Here is a 13,872-nt window from a genome sequence, read left to right as displayed (position 1 = left end):
GCTTCCGCTCACTCGGTGGCTTCCGCTCACTCGGTGACTTCGCTCACTCGGTCAGCAGGCGTGGCCGGTCGTTCGGGAGGGGCCAGGCGTACGGCCCCTCCGGGTCGTCCAGCCAGGCCCACTCGTGCTCGCCGCTGACCGTCACCCCGTAACGCTCCCGCTGCGGCTGCCCCTCGCGCTCCCACAGTGCGTACGCCTCCTGCGGTTCGAGGCTGCCGCGGCTCAGCGCCAGCAGGAAGCGGAACAGCTCGTGCTCCCGGGCCCGGCGCGGTACGCCGCCGAGGTGCGCCGGTTCCGCGTCGGGCCTGGCCGATCCGCGCAGCGGCACGAAGTAGGCGGGCGTGTGCAGGAACCGCCCCTCGGCGTGCCCGGCGTCCCGCACCTCCAGCGCGATCAGGCCGGTGGCCAGCGGTGTCAGGATGCGGGCGCCGGGATTGCACTGGGCGAGCCAGGCGCACGGGATCGAGGTCAGGGTGCAGGTCGCGATGACCCGGTCGAAGGGGGCGCGTTCCGGCACCCCGCGCGCTCCGTCGCCGGTGACGACGGCCGGGTGGTAGCCGGCGGCGGCCAGGTGCCGGCGGGCCGACTCGGTGATCTCCGGTTCCAGGTCGACCGTGGTGACCAGGTTGTCGTCGCCGAGCCGGTGGGCCAGCAGGGCGGCGTTGTAGCCGGTGCCCGCGCCGATCTCCAGGACCCGGTTGCCGTCCTCCACCCGCAGTTCCACCAGCATGATCGCCATGAGCGAGGGCTGGCTGCTGGAGGAGACCAGCTCGCCGTCGCGCAGCCGGGTGGCCAGCGGGGCATCGGCGTACGCCCCGCGCATCCAGCGTTCGCGCGTACGCGGGTCGGGGCTCTCACCCCACCGGCGTTCATAGCCGCCGACGACGCCGACGTAGTAGTACGGCACGAAGAGGTGACGCGGCACCGCCTCGAACGCCTCCCGCCACACCGGATCCCCCGCCCAGGCCCCGCTCAGCTCGATCTCGCGCACCAGCGCGGCCCGCGCCGACGCGGCGAGGTCGTCGAGTCCGTTGTCGAGAGCGTGCGCACCCATACGTCCACTTTCCTGCGGGACGGCCCGAGAGGCGAGCACCCATACCGGTCGAACCGGAATCGACCAGTCAGCACGGATGGGGATCCACCAGTCGGGACGGTGGTCCTAAGCCTTGAGTCCTGGTCCTCCCCGTCTGAGACCATGGGTGATGTGAAAGAGATTCGGCGCGGCACGCTTCAGGAGCAGACCTTCTACGAGCAGGTCGGCGGGGAGGAGACCTTCCGCCGACTGGTCCACCGTTTCTACGAGGGAGTCGCCGAGGACCCGATCCTGCGGCCGATGTACCCCGAGGAGGACCTGGGCCCGGCCGAGGAGCGCCTCACCCTCTTCCTGATCCAGTACTGGGGCGGCCCGACGACATACAGCGACAACCGCGGCCACCCGCGTCTGCGCATGCGCCACGTCCCCTTCACCGTCGACCGCGCGGCCCACGACGCCTGGCTGAAGCACATGCGCGACGCCGTCGACGACCTCGGCCTCTCCGAGGAACACGAGCGCACCCTGTGGAACTACCTGACCTACGCGGCGGCGTCGATGGTGAACACACCGGGCTGACCGCCTCCGGTGTCTGCGCCCCGCAGGGGCGCGGGGAACTGCGCGACCAGCCACAACGAACCAGCAGCCGACGCACCGGCCTTCCAGCGGAGCGCTGGCGCGCTCAGCGGGACACGCTGACGTCCAACGCCCCAAGCCCCGCCCTGCGTACGGCGATCGACCCGTACGGCGTGCGCAGCCTGAGCCAGGCGCCCGACGAGAACAGCGCGAGCTGCGGCTCGTCGGACGCGTGCGTGTCCTGTCGTACGCGAAGAAAGCCCAGTGACTGGGCCGCGTGCACGGCCCGCACCGGCAGATGCGTGTCCCCGACCGACCGGGACCAGATCTCCCGCCCGATCCGGTCGAGTGCGGCCCGCGTACGCTCCTCCGGCGTCAACTCCTGCGTACGGGACCGGAATTCGGCGACCCCCGCCCGGACCATGGCCCGCAGGGCGTCCGGTGCCGGCAGGCCCGGCTCGGGCCGCCACCCGCGACGCGGCGGCAGCACCCCGGCCCACGGGGGCCCGGTGACCTCGGCCGGGACGGCAGCGGTGGCCGCCGGCTCGTCCAAGGCCTCCAGCAGCTCACCCGCGGAGACGGTCACGTCCAGCGTGACGTCGAGCCCGTTCTCGTACGGCTTGGCGAGCCGTACCGCACGGATCGCCAGCACCTCGAAGGACGGCGGCCGCCCGAAGACGGCGAGCGCGGTGCCGGCCGCCTGCAGGCGCACCGCGGCTCCACGGTCGTAGTGGAGCAGCCGGGAGAGGAAGGCCGCGAGGTCCGCCGCCTCCCCCTCGTCGGCGAGGTGGAGCACCGTCATGCGGCGACGGCCTCCTCCTCGTCGTCATCCCTGTACTCCGCGAGGAATTCCCGTTCCTCCGCCGTGAGCCGACGGGGACGCTGCGCCTCGAAGTCGAACGGCACTATCACCGTCGAGGCCCGGACATAGACCTGGTCCGGGTCCTTGACCTCGTAGGTGATGGTGAAGGAAGCCGCCCTGATCTGGGTGATCCACAGCTCGATGTCCACGGGCGTGTGCCGGTGGACGAGCTGCCGCTTGTAGTCGATCTCATGGCGTGCCACCACCGACCCCTGCTTGAAGTCCTTCTCCGGGCGGAACAGGAAGTCGATACGCGCCTCCTCCAGATAGCGGAGGAAGACCACGTTGTTGATGTGGCCGTACGCGTCCATGTCCGCCCAGCGCAGTGGGCAGCGGTAGATGTGCCGCAAGATCAGCCCCGGGTCAGCTTCTTGTAGGTGGCGCGGTGCGGACGGGCGGCGTCCGGGCCGAGCCGCTCGATCTTGTTCTTCTCGTACGACTCGAAGTTGCCCTCGAACCAGAACCACTTGGAGTCACCCTCGTAGGCGAGGATGTGCGTGGCGACCCGGTCCAGGAACCACCGGTCGTGGGAGACGACCACGGCCGCGCCCGGGAACTCGAGCAGCGCGTTCTCGAGGCTGGACAGGGTCTCGACGTCGAGGTCGTTCGTCGGCTCGTCGAGGAGCAGCAGGTTGCCGCCCTGCTTGAGGGTGAGCGCGAGGTTCAGCCGGTTGCGCTCACCGCCGGAGAGGACGCCGGCCGGCTTCTGCTGGTCGGGACCCTTGAAGCCGAACGCGGAGACGTACGCCCGCGAGGGCATCTCCACCTGGCCCACATTGATGTAGTCGAGCTCGTCACTCACGACGGCCCACAGCGACTTCTGCGGGTCGATGTTCTCGCGGCTCTGGTCGACGTACGAGATCTTGACGGTGTCGCCGACCTTGATGCTGCCGGAGTCCGGATCCTCCAGACCCTGGATCATCTTGAAGAGCGTGGTCTTGCCGGCGCCGTTGGGCCCGATGATCCCGACGATGCCGTTGCGCGGCAGGGTGAAGGACAGGTCGTCGATGAGGACCTTCTCACCGAACGCCTTGGAGAGGTTGTTGACCTCGACCACGACATTGCCCAGACGCGGGCCCGGCGGGATCTGGATCTCCTCGAAGTCCAGCTTCCGCATCTTGTCCGCCTCGGCGGCCATCTCCTCGTAACGGGTGAGCCGCGCCTTGGACTTGGCCTGACGCCCCTTGGCGTTGGAGCGCACCCACTCGAGCTCTTCCTTGAGCCGCTTGGCCCGCTTGGCGTCCTTCTGACCCTCGACCTTGAGGCGGGAGGCCTTCTTGTCGAGGTACGTGGAGTAGTTGCCCTCGTACGGGTGGGCGCGGCCGCGGTCCAGCTCGAGGATCCACTCGGCGACGTTGTCGAGGAAGTACCTGTCGTGGGTCACGGCGACGACGGTGCCCGCGTACTTCGCGAGGTGCTGCTCCAGCCACTGCACGGACTCGGCGTCCAGGTGGTTGGTGGGCTCGTCGAGCAGCAGCAGGTCGGGGGCCTCGAGCAGCAGCTTGCACAGCGCCACACGACGCCGCTCACCACCGGAGAGGTTGGTGACGGGCCAGTCGCCGGGCGGGCAGCCCAGGGCGTCCATGGCCTGCTCCAGCTGCGTGTCCAGGTCCCACGCGTTGGCGTGGTCCAGGTCGTCCTGGAGCTTGCCCATTTCCTCCATGAGCGCGTCCGAGTAGTCGGTCGCCATGAGCTCGGCGACCTCGTTGAAACGCTTGAGCTTGCCCATGATCTCGGCGGCGCCGTCCTGCACGTTCTCCAGGACCGTCTTGGACTCGTCCAGCGGCGGCTCCTGGAGGAGCATGCCGACGGAGTAGCCGGGCGACAGGAAGGCATCGCCGTTCGACGGCTGCTCCAGTCCGGCCATGATCTTGAGAACGGTGGACTTACCGGCACCGTTCGGACCGACCACACCGATCTTCGCGCCGGGCAGGAAGCTCAGCGTCACGTCGTCAAGGATCACCTTGTCGCCGTGCGCCTTACGCGTCTTGCGCATGGTGTAGATGTACTCAGCCAAGAGAAACCGTCCGGCAGCTTGAATTCTGGCAGTGGGCAGATACACCCCATCTTGCCCGACCGCCACCCCTCGGGGGAAACGGGTATGGCCGGGGGGCTCTGACCTGGGGATTCGCTATCGAGTTGTCAAGCATCCGTGCCGCTCAGCCCTGTCCAGGCGTCTTCTTGTTCCGTACGAGGACCAGGACGCCGCCGCCGATCACGACGAGGGCGATGGCGGTGCCGCCGATTACGGGGGTCGCACCGGAGCTGCCGGTTTCGGCGAGGTTGGTGTCGGGGGTGGTGCCGCCGACCGTGGCGGGGCTCGGCTCGGTGAGGATCTGGGTCGAGTCGCCGGTGTCGCTGCCCTTTGTCCGGCAGTCGAGGACGCCGGTGAACCGCTTCTGGAAGCCGCCCGGCGCCTCGATGGTGAAGTCGTACGCCTGGTCCTCCTGCAGGGGGATCGTCACCGTCCGGGACTCGCCGGCGGCGATGGTGTGCTCGATGCCCATCAGCTTGAAGGTGAAGTCCTGGTCGCCCTTGTTGGCCGCGGTGAGGTCCACGCCGCCCGCGGCGCAGTTCTTCACCGCGGACAGTGCGGGTATCGGGCCCTGCTCCGCCCAGGTCGCGCTCGCCGTCGCCGAGACCGTGGACTCGCTGGAGCCGGCCAGGATCTGCGTCTGGCTGCGGCTCTCGGAGGCGAAGGCGCGGCCGACCGGCACGGTGGTCGAGGCCTGCACGGTCAGCTCGGCCGATCCGGCTGCGGCGTCCTCGGGGACCTCGAAGAACACCTGGCTGCCGTCGGCGGCGGAGGTGACGGCCTTGCCGTCCCCGTCGACGATCGTCACCCCGCTCGTGGCGGAGTCGGCAGGCGGTGTCACCGTCACGGATTCCGCGTTGGTGTGCACCGTCACCGGGCCGAGCCGCTCGCCGGAGCGGCCGGAGACCGCGGGCGGGTCCAGGGTCAGCGACGCCTTCGGCTCCGCCACGTCGCGGGCGTTCTTCTCGAGGTAGTCCGCGAGCTTCTCGGCCTGCGGGTCGACGGCATCGACGTCCACGTCGTCCGAGTGGCGCCAGATGGCCACCTGGGTGCCGGCCGCCGCGTCCTGCTCGGTGAGGCCGCCCTTGACGCCGGCCTTGGTGGCGAGCGCCGCGAGGTCGTTCACCTGCGGGTAGGAGTTCTGCAGGATCCAGCGGATCTTGCCCGCGTCCTTGTTGACGCCCAGGGACGTACCGCTCCAGGGCGTCTCGTGGTACTTGGCGTCCTTCTGTGTGGGGTTGCGGATGTCGACGCAGTACGTCTGCAGCATGCCGCCGCCCTCGACGGACATCTCGAACAGGCCGGCCGACAGCTCCTGGTCCCCGGCCGCGTCGTGGATCACGGCCGCGCCGTACGTCTTCAGGCCGCCTATGGTCGCGGTCGCACCGCCCTGGTTCTGCGCCGTCCCGTCCGCGACGGCCGTGCCGGCCCCTGCCATCACAGCGGTGACGGCCGCGAGCCCGGACACCGACGTCGCCACGGCGAGGCGGACTGCCCCTCGCCCGCGCGCGGACGGCGCAGAGAACGAAGAAAACACAGAATTCCCCTTCGAGCAGGACCCGTTGACGTGGGGGGTGCGGTCCCACCAGCAGCATCAGAAGCCCCGAGAGCTACGTCCCGCATCCTAGGGACGTGGCGCACCACGCCTCCCGGGGATAACGTCGGACAGCCGATCCGACTCGGAATCGTTATCGCCAAGACCGCTTGTGAGCAGGGCTTACCGACAAATCCACCGCGGTGGTGCGGTGCGCATTCGCCGATAAGCCGTAGTTCAGTCGGCTCAGGGCGAAGGTGACATCACGTCACCGCCACGGGTTCCGGCTCCCGTTGAGCTTCTGCGCCGACCCTGTCCCCGGGCGGCGTCTCCCAACTGGGCTCCGACTGCACGGGTGCCGCCCCGGCCGCCCCCATGTCCGGCTTGTTCGGGCGCCGGAAGACCGATGTCCCCCGTGAGAGGTCGTGCCCGATCGCGACCGCGTCGATGTCGGCCGACGTCCAGCTCTGTCCCTCACGTACGTCCGAACGCACCTTCAGCCTGCCCTGCACGATGACCGGGTCGCCCACCGACAGCGACGACGCCACATTCGTGGCCAGTTGCCGATTGGCCCACACCGTGAAGAAGTTGGTGTGCCCGTCGGTCCAGGTGTTCTTCTCGCGGTCCAAATACCGCGCGGTCACCGCCAGCCGGAACCTCGCCGAACCGCCCGACGCCAGCTCCCGGTACACCGGCTGCGTCGCCACGTTTCCCACCGCGCAGACCATCGTCTCGTTCATCACGACCCCTCCCTCGCCCCGAGCGGTTCACCCCGGGCGGATACGCCGACGGGCCCGTCCCGTACGGCTGCGTCTGCCGCGACGACCCGGTACACCAGGTACGTCGCCGCGTCCGCGACCACCGCGTCCGCCGCGATCGCCGCAGAGCCAGACTGCCTCCGCCGGGCCGAGCCCGCTGAGCGCTGTGGACCACCGACCGCCTGTGGAAAACTCCGTCACCCGAACGGGCGCCCGAGCCCCCGCGCCCTCACCTCAACACGGCCCCGCGCCCTCGCCTCACCACGGTCTCCGCGCCCCTCACCTCACCACGGCCTCCGCCCCCAGCACCCTGCCGTACTGCTCCCGCACCTCCCGATATCGCAGCAGTTCCGCCGCCACCGGATCCAGCACACGCGCCCGCCCGCACCCGGCAGCGGCCTCGCGCAATCGCCGCTCCGCCTCCAGCCCGTACCGCCGTGCCGGTCCCCGCGCCGCGAGCTTGCAACTCCATTCGACGAGCGGACCGCCCACGATGCCCGCCACCATCAGCAGCACCGGCACGCCCAGGTTCGGCGCCATGACCTGAAAGATCTGTCCCGTCAGCCAGACCCCGCCGACGACCTGAAGGATCGTCATGGCGGCCTGCGCCAGCACAGCCACCGGCCACCAGCCCGGCCGCGGCGGTCGCCCCGGAGGCAGTCCGGCCCGCGCGGCCAGCTCGTCCAGCGCCTCGGGCAGCCCCTGAGCCCCCCGTACGGCCGCCTCCCGCACCGCCTGCGCCCAGGGCGCGGGCAGCCCCGCCGAGGCGCGGTCGGACACCGCCCGCACGGCCTGCTCGACACGCTGCCGGGCCGTGACCTCCTCGTCGTTGTGCGTACGCGACGACAGGCGCCCGGTGGGCGGTTCGCGCCGGTCGTTGAACCACCCCCACAGCCGCAGCCAGGGCGTGCCGCACGCGCGACCCGCGTTGCGCAGCCACGCGCGTTCGGCGGCTTCACCGGCGGCGGTCGCGCCCACCGCGTCCGCGAGTCGCGCGGAAAACTCCTCCCGTGCGTCCTCGCTGAGCCCGCTGCGCCGCCCCGTGGCGTAGACGGGCCGCAGCCGCCAGGCCGCGGCGTCCACGTCGGCCGCGATCCGACGTGCCGCTGCCCCGCGTTCCGCCACGAACTCGCCGAGCGCCTCCCGCAGTTCCCCGACCCCGTCCCCGGTGAGCGCGGACAGCGCGAGCACGGTCGCGCCCGGCTCGCCGTACTCCCCCAGGGCGATGCCGTCCTCGTCGAGCAGCCGCCGCAGGTCGTCGAGGACCTGGTCGGTGGCCTCCCCGGGAAGCCGGTCGATCTGGTTGAGGACCACGAACATGATCTCCGCATGTCCCGCCATCGGCCGCAGATAGCGCTCATGCAGCACGGCGTCGGCGTACTTCTCGGGATCGACCACCCAGATGACCGCGTCGACGAGCGCCAGGACCCGCTCCACCTGCTCGCGGTGCTGTACGGCGGCCGAGTCGTGGTCGGGCAGGTCGACCAGGACGAGCCCGCGCAGCTCGGCCTCCGTGTCCGGGTTCTGCACCGGGCGCCGCCGCAGCCGTCCCGGAATGCCGAGCCGGTCGATGAGGGACGAGGCGCCGTCGCTCCAGCTGCACGCGATGGGGGCGGCGGTGGTGGGCCGACGCACCCCGGTCTCCGAGATGTTCACTCCGGCGAGCACGTTGAACAGCTGCGACTTTCCGCTGCCGGTGGCGCCCGCGATCGCCACGACGGTGTGCTGCCCGGAGAGCCTGCGCCGCGCCGCCGCCTCGTCGAGGACGCGCCCTGCCTCGGCCAGCGTCTTGCTGTCGAGCCGCGTCCGGGACAGCCCCACCAGTTCGCGCAGCGCGTCCAGCCGCGACCGCAGCGGCCCGTCGTACGCCAGCGGCGCCACGGTCTGCGGTCCGGGACGCCTGCTCTCCACGATGGCGACCGGCTCAGGGGCAGCGGTCTCGTCGACCCGCCGTGCGATCAGCCCGTCGTCCCAGGGGCTGACGGATTCGGTACCGCCGGACTCCGCAGGGCCGGATTCGGTACGACCGGATTCGGTACGACCGGATTCGGTACGACCGGATTCGGTACGACCGGATTCGGTACGACCGCACTCCGTACGACCGGACTCCGTACGACCGGATTCACCATGCCCGGAGTCAGCGCGGCCGGAGTCATCCCGCCCGGCCTCCGTGGGCCCGGCAGCCCCGGTCTCGCCACGCCCGGTCTCCCCACGCCCGGACTCTCCGCGCCCGGCCTCCTCCGTACGCCCGAATCCGCCGCTCCCGTCCCCCACGCGCGCGTGCTCGTCGAGGTCGCCTTCTGCTTCTGCATCAAAGAACCCGCTGCCCATGGACGCACTCTCCCCGTCAGAACCCTCCCCGAGGTCTCCGGACGTGCTCTCCCTGCTCGGTCTGTCCCCAGGGATGCTGTTTCTGGAATCGCGCTCTTCAGGGAGCTCGATTTCGACGCGCGCGTCCTCGGGGGCCACGCCCTCCGGGCGCTCGGCGTGTTCGGTGTGCTCGGTGTGGTCCCGGTCAGTGATGGCGGTCACCGGTCACCTCTCCTTCTGCAGTACGGACAGCGCGGCGATGAGTTCGGCCTGAGGTTCGGGGTGTACGTCGAGTGCGTCGAGCGGGGCGAGGCGGCGCTCGCGTTCGGTGTGCATGACCCGGTCCAGGTGGTCCGCGAGCAGCCGTCCGCCCCGGTCGCGCAGCCGCAGCGCCCCGTGGGGGCCGATCCGGTTGGCGAGTGCCTCACCACCGGACCGCGCCCGGCGCCCGCCGAGCAGGGTGGTGGCGGCGAGGGCGGCGACCACCTCGGCATCGGGCGCGACACTCCGGTCGAGGTCGCGTACCTCTTCCTCGGCGAACTCCTCGAGCTCCCGCCGCCACCGTCGTACGGCCATCCCGATCCGGTGCTCGGCGCTCTCCAGCGACGGATCGCGGTCGGTGAGCCCGGGAGCGCCGGAGGCGGGTTCGCGCCGCCAGGCGTCGTCGACGCGCTCGTCGGCGGCGGTGACGGCGCACAGCAGGAGGGCGGCAAGGCTCTCCACAAGGGCATCGAGCAGTTCGCCCGCGGAGCAGTCGAGCGGGAAGGCACGCCACCGCTTCAGGGCGTCGCCGGCCAGCACGGCGCCCGCCTGCAAACGACCCCGCACGCGCGCGTACTCGCTGTCGTAGGCCGAGTCGACGGCGGCGGTGAGCCGCAGGGCGGCGGCGTACTGGGCGGCGGCGGCGCTGGCCAGCTCGGGCATCCGGGACCGGAGTGATTCCAGGAGGCCGTACGCCGTACGGGCCATCGAGTGCTGTCGGGCGGCCGGATCCTGCGCCTGCTGGACGAGCCAGGTCCGCAGCGGCGCCACGGCGGTGGACGGCAGCAGCCCGCCGCCCCAGGCGGACTCGGGCAGTTCGGGCACCGTGAACCGGGGTACGTCGCCGAGTCCGGCCTTGGTGAGCAGCGCCGCGTATTGCCGGGACACCTCGGACACGACCTGGTGGGGCACCCGGTCCAGGACGGTGACCAGGGTGACGTCGTACTCCTTGGCGGTGCGCAGCAGGTGCCAGGGCACCGCGTCGGCGTACCGGGCCGCCGTGGTGACCATGAGCCAGATGTCGGCGGCGCAGATCAGCTCCGCGGCGAGGACCCGGTTGTCGGCCACCAGGGAGTCGACGTCGGGCGCGTCGAGGAGGGCGAGCCCGCGCGGCAGGGTGTCGGCGGTTTCGATCCGCAGCACGCGCGCGGGGTTGTCGCCCGGCAGCAGTAGCTCGTCGCCGGGGTCCTGATGGGGCATCCACACGCGCGTGAGGTCGGGCAGCACCCGCATGCCGCTGAACCAATGATGGTCTTCCGGGTTGCACACCAGCACCGGAGTCCGCGTCGTCGGGCGCAACACCCCCGCCTCGCTGACCCGCCGTCCCACAAGGGAGTTGACCAGCGTCGACTTCCCAGCCCCGGTGGATCCACCCACCACGGCGAGCAGCGGCGCTTCAGGCTCTCTCAGCCGGGGCACCAAGTAATCGTCGAGCTGAGCGAGCAGTTCGTCGCGGTTGGCACGCGCGCGCGGGGCCCCCGCCAGGGGCAGCGGGAAGCGTGCGGCGGCGACACGGTCGCGCAGGGCAGAGAGTGCGTCGAGCAGCTGAGGCCGTACGTCCAAGGTCACCACATGCGAAGAATGCCCAATTTTAGGGGATATCTGAAGCATATGAGCATGTCTGCGCGCCGACAGGACACAAGGGATGGAAGGGGCGAGTGGGACGAGGGCGAAGCCCAGGCATAACGAGTGCACAACACCCGAGGTGTGAGGCGCCAAAAGCGGTGCACGATTCGTACCTGCCTGCGATTATCAGGACCGCTTCACCGAACCTCCACATCGAGCCACGGAGGCGAAGCAACAGGGACAAGGATCGGGGAGCCCTATCCTTGTCCCCGGCAATGTCACGGATCAGCCCCCGCCCGGGCACCACGACACAAGCCACCACCGGCCCCCGTAGCTCAGTGGATAGAGCAGGCGCCTTCTAAGCGCTTGGCCGCAGGTTCGAGTCCTGCCGGGGGCGCCAACCAGACCGCGGGGACCCCGGTGGCCGCCCAGCGCCGCCGACCCCTCTCCCGCACTTGGCAGCGCAGGAGTTCAGGGCCCACTGACAGCCGGTCCGGGACTGGTTGAGGATCGAGTTCACGATCTCCCGCATCGGATAGCGGCCCTGGTGGCCGCTCACGCAACGGTGCCGGTTCTTCCAGGCCGTGAGCACCGGCTCGATCAACGCCCACTGCTCGTCGGACAAGTCGCTCTGGTACGGCTTGCGTTCACTCGTCCCACCGATCCCAGCAGACCACCGGCACCGGACCGGAACGTTCCGGCTTTACCCACGCGATCAGGCGACACCAGAACCACTCTCCGGCCGCTCCCGCTGGGCTGGGGATCACTTTGCCGGCCGTCCAGCCGGACAGGCCGACTGAACGTAGCGGACACTGCCCGACGACATGTCCCTCAGTGAGGCCACCGGGCCCGTGGCAGCAACACACCGGCAGCGCCGCCGAGCGAGGAGGGTGGGAGTCGCGAACTCGCCCGGTACGTCGATCCAAGTGAACGCGGCCGCAAGAACGACCAGGAGGGCGAAGGCGCCGAAGGCACTTTGGCCCGAAGTGCGGCGGCGATGCTGTCGGTGCCGGCAAGGCGGAGGGCCCCCGATGGCGCTGCCACTGCGGCCCACCCAGATGCGCGCGCCGTAGAGGTCGTCGCCCGGCTCGACCTGGCCGACCACGACCTCGCCCGCCGGACCCTGGCGGTGCGCCGGGGCGAGCACACTCATGTTGTCCACCTCGACGATCTGAGCACCGCCCTCATGGCCGACTGGCCGCGCGAGCGCCGCCGCCACTGGCCCCAGGCCACCGACCCGCACCTGCTCATCACTTCGCAGTCCTACCGGCACCCGGCTTCCCCGCAGATCAGCTACTGCGCGATGCGGGCCGCGTTCGACCAAATCGGGCTGCTGCCACGGCAGGTACGGGCCGACCGCATCCTGGACAAGGCCCAGGCGACCGCCGACCCGGTCCACCTCGTCCGCATCTTCGGCATCTTCGGCATCCACCCCAGCATCGCCGTGAAGTACGTACACGCCGCGCACACCCGGACAATGCCCTGCTCCGGATCCGCTGACCGGGCGGCACCTCCCAGCCCCATGACGCACGGTGGAAGACGTCGGCCATGCCTTCAATCTGGCCCCCGCCGGCTCCGATGCTCGCCGCACCCACTTCCGATCCCGCACTCGCGCCGGATCAGGCGGCGGAGCCCAAGTGGGACGGCTACTGAGCACTCGTGGGCCGGTGGTCCGGCGACCGGGTGCTGATCCGCTCCCTCGCCGGCGGTATGCGCTTTCCGGACCTTGCTCAGATCTTTCCTGGATCGTCCGGGCGTGACCACTTGCCATCGGCCGACGACCCCCGTATGGTCGTACGAACGTAAGACATACGAACGTACTTTAAAACCGAGGGAGCTCGTGATGACTTCGACAAACCGACCGGTGGCACTCGTGACAGGTGCGTCCACCGGTATCGGAAAGGCGGCTGCCCTCGCGCTCGCCGCAGCGGGTTTCGAGACGGTGGGAACGAGCCGGAAGACGTCGGGAGCCGACCGTCGCGACGGCGTGACGTTCCTCGCCCTCGACGTGGGCAGCGACGATTCGGTCGCTGCCGCGGTGGAGCAGGTGATCGAGCGGTTCGGGCGGATCGACGTTCTCGTCAACAACGCGGGCATCGGCTCCTCGGGCGCGTGGGAGGAAAACTCTCTCGCGCAGGCCGAGCGCCTCTTCAACACCAATGTCTTCGGTGTGATGCGCATGACCAAGGCCGTTCTCCCGCACATGCGCGCCCAGGGAAGCGGGCGCATCATCAACATCTCGTCCGTCCTCGGGTTCCTCCCTGCGCCCTACATGGCCAACTACTCGGCGTCCAAGCACGCGCTCGAGGGGTTCACCGAATCCCTGGACCACGAGATCCGCGAACACGGGGTCCGGGCCGTTGTCGTCCAGCCGGGCGGTACCAAATCCGCGTTCGAGGCGAACACCGTCGCGCCCGACATGCCCATGCAGATCTATGCGGAGCAGCGGCGCATCGCCGACCAGGTGGCGCTGGCGGTCAACCAGGAGGGCGACGACCCCGCCGTCGTCGCGAAGGCGATCGTCGCGGCCGCCACCGACTCCAAGCCGAAGGTGCGGTACACCGCCGGCCGGCAAGCCCGGCTCGTCAGCGCCGCGCACCGATTCCTTCCCGCCGGGGTCTTCGACGGACAGATCCGCAAGAGCAACAAGCTTCCCGGCTGAGATCTGCAGACAGTGAACTGCTCTGATACCGGTGGAGGCTGCGGACTGTCCCGAGGTGGGTGGAGCCGAGTACCCGTGGACGTCGCCGGGGACGGCATGGTCGGGCACTGAGCGGCTTCGTGCACATGGCTGCGGACGAGCGGATCGGCGCGCCCGAGAGGCCGGGCAGTTGCGCCCCGATGTGGAGTCCGGCGATCTGATGGCCGCCGTCAGCCTGCGCACCGTCATCTGCAGTCGTGACATGCGACGAGCGTGACTGATCCGGTCGGTCGGTCAGA

11 protein-coding genes, 1 tRNA gene and 1 pseudogene are annotated in these 13,872 nt (G+C 70.3%); 3 read left to right on the top strand and 10 right to left on the bottom strand.

From position 1 onward, the window contains the following. Positions 1 to 43 precede the first annotated feature (43 nt). Complete coding sequence (locus OG828_RS32060; protein WP_328440619.1) at positions 44 to 1,054, bottom strand: methyltransferase domain-containing protein; 1,011 nt, start codon at positions 1,052 to 1,054, stop codon at positions 44 to 46. A gap of 141 nt (positions 1,055 to 1,195) precedes the next feature. Between OG828_RS32060 and OG828_RS32055 the strand changes: the two genes are divergently transcribed. Next, entirely contained in the window at positions 1,196 to 1,609 is a 414-nt protein-coding gene (locus OG828_RS32055; protein ID WP_155056979.1) for a globin, read from the top strand. Positions 1,610 to 1,712: 103 nt separating this feature from the next. On the opposite strand, the gene OG828_RS32050 is transcribed toward OG828_RS32055, so the two are convergent. From OG828_RS32050 to OG828_RS32020, 7 genes are all read right to left on the bottom strand, one after another. Continuing rightward, positions 1,713 to 2,408, bottom strand: coding sequence for a hypothetical protein (locus tag OG828_RS32050; protein WP_328503109.1), 696 nt, complete (start codon positions 2,406 to 2,408; stop codon positions 1,713 to 1,715). Continuing rightward, a complete protein-coding gene (locus OG828_RS32045; RefSeq protein WP_210576617.1) occupies positions 2,405 to 2,818 on the bottom strand; it encodes an acyl-CoA thioesterase in 414 nt (137 codons plus the stop codon). Before OG828_RS32045 ends, OG828_RS32050 begins: the two co-directional genes overlap by 4 nt. Positions 2,819 to 2,820: 2 nt before the next feature. After that, positions 2,821 to 4,485 (bottom strand): energy-dependent translational throttle protein EttA, encoded by a 1,665-nt coding sequence (gene ettA, locus OG828_RS32040; RefSeq protein WP_328364349.1) that lies wholly within the window; start codon positions 4,483 to 4,485, stop codon positions 2,821 to 2,823. A 142-nt stretch (positions 4,486 to 4,627) separates the two neighbouring features. After that, entirely contained in the window at positions 4,628 to 6,040 is a 1,413-nt protein-coding gene (locus tag OG828_RS32035) for a Cys-Gln thioester bond-forming surface protein (protein ID WP_328503108.1), read from the bottom strand. 260 nt (positions 6,041 to 6,300) lie between these two features. Further along, positions 6,301 to 6,777 carry a single-stranded DNA-binding protein gene (locus OG828_RS32030; protein ID WP_328503107.1) on the bottom strand — a complete coding sequence of 159 codons (477 nt, stop codon included), beginning with the start codon at positions 6,775 to 6,777 and terminating at the stop codon, positions 6,301 to 6,303. Positions 6,778 to 7,074: 297 nt separating this feature from the next. Beyond that, positions 7,075 to 9,327 (bottom strand): GTP-binding protein, encoded by a 2,253-nt coding sequence (locus OG828_RS32025; protein WP_328503106.1) that lies wholly within the window; start codon positions 9,325 to 9,327, stop codon positions 7,075 to 7,077. 3 nt (positions 9,328 to 9,330) lie between these two features. Next, positions 9,331 to 10,938 (bottom strand): dynamin family protein, encoded by a 1,608-nt coding sequence (locus tag OG828_RS32020; protein WP_328503105.1) that lies wholly within the window; start codon positions 10,936 to 10,938, stop codon positions 9,331 to 9,333. Positions 10,939 to 11,256: 318 nt separating this feature from the next. Here OG828_RS32020 and OG828_RS32015 point away from each other — a divergent pair. After that, positions 11,257 to 11,332, top strand: a tRNA-Arg gene (locus tag OG828_RS32015). On the opposite strand, the pseudogene OG828_RS49635 reads toward OG828_RS32015, so the two are convergent. Together OG828_RS49635 and OG828_RS32005 are read right to left on the bottom strand one after the other, a co-directional pair. Beyond that, a pseudogene (locus tag OG828_RS49635) lies at positions 11,286 to 11,596 on the bottom strand (transposase); the annotation flags it as partial. The gene OG828_RS32015 and the pseudogene OG828_RS49635 overlap by 47 nt on opposite strands. A gap of 99 nt (positions 11,597 to 11,695) precedes the next feature. Continuing rightward, positions 11,696 to 12,400, bottom strand: a complete 705-nt coding sequence (locus tag OG828_RS32005) for a hypothetical protein (protein WP_328503104.1) — start codon at positions 12,398 to 12,400, stop codon at positions 11,696 to 11,698. A gap of 375 nt (positions 12,401 to 12,775) precedes the next feature. Here OG828_RS32005 and OG828_RS32000 point away from each other — a divergent pair, with 375 nt between their 5' ends. Further along, the gene (locus tag OG828_RS32000) at positions 12,776 to 13,594 is read left to right on the top strand and encodes an oxidoreductase (protein ID WP_328503103.1); all 819 of its coding nucleotides are present in this window, start codon (positions 12,776 to 12,778) and stop codon (positions 13,592 to 13,594) included. The last annotated feature ends 278 nt before the right edge of the window (positions 13,595 to 13,872 follow it).

It is taken from the genome of Streptomyces sp. NBC_00457, from assembly GCF_036014015.1.
Classification (GTDB): Bacteria; Actinomycetota; Actinomycetes; order Streptomycetales; family Streptomycetaceae; genus Streptomyces.
This window is presented reverse-complemented; position numbering and strand designations above follow the sequence as displayed.

Bases quoted from the DNA above. Each gene is read 5' to 3' on its own strand.
- OG828_RS32060 (WP_328440619.1), bottom strand. From the start codon at position 1,054: ATGGGTGCGCACGCTCTCGACAACGGACTCGACGACCTCGCCGCGTCG.
- OG828_RS32055 (WP_155056979.1), top strand. From the start codon at position 1,196: ATGGGTGATGTGAAAGAGATTCGGCGCGGCACGCTTCAGGAGCAGACC.
- OG828_RS32050 (WP_328503109.1), bottom strand. From the start codon at position 2,408: ATGACGGTGCTCCACCTCGCCGACGAGGGGGAGGCGGCGGACCTCGCG.
- OG828_RS32030 (WP_328503107.1), bottom strand. From the start codon at position 6,777: ATGAACGAGACGATGGTCTGCGCGGTGGGAAACGTGGCGACGCAGCCG.
- OG828_RS32000 (WP_328503103.1), top strand. From the start codon at position 12,776: ATGACTTCGACAAACCGACCGGTGGCACTCGTGACAGGTGCGTCCACC.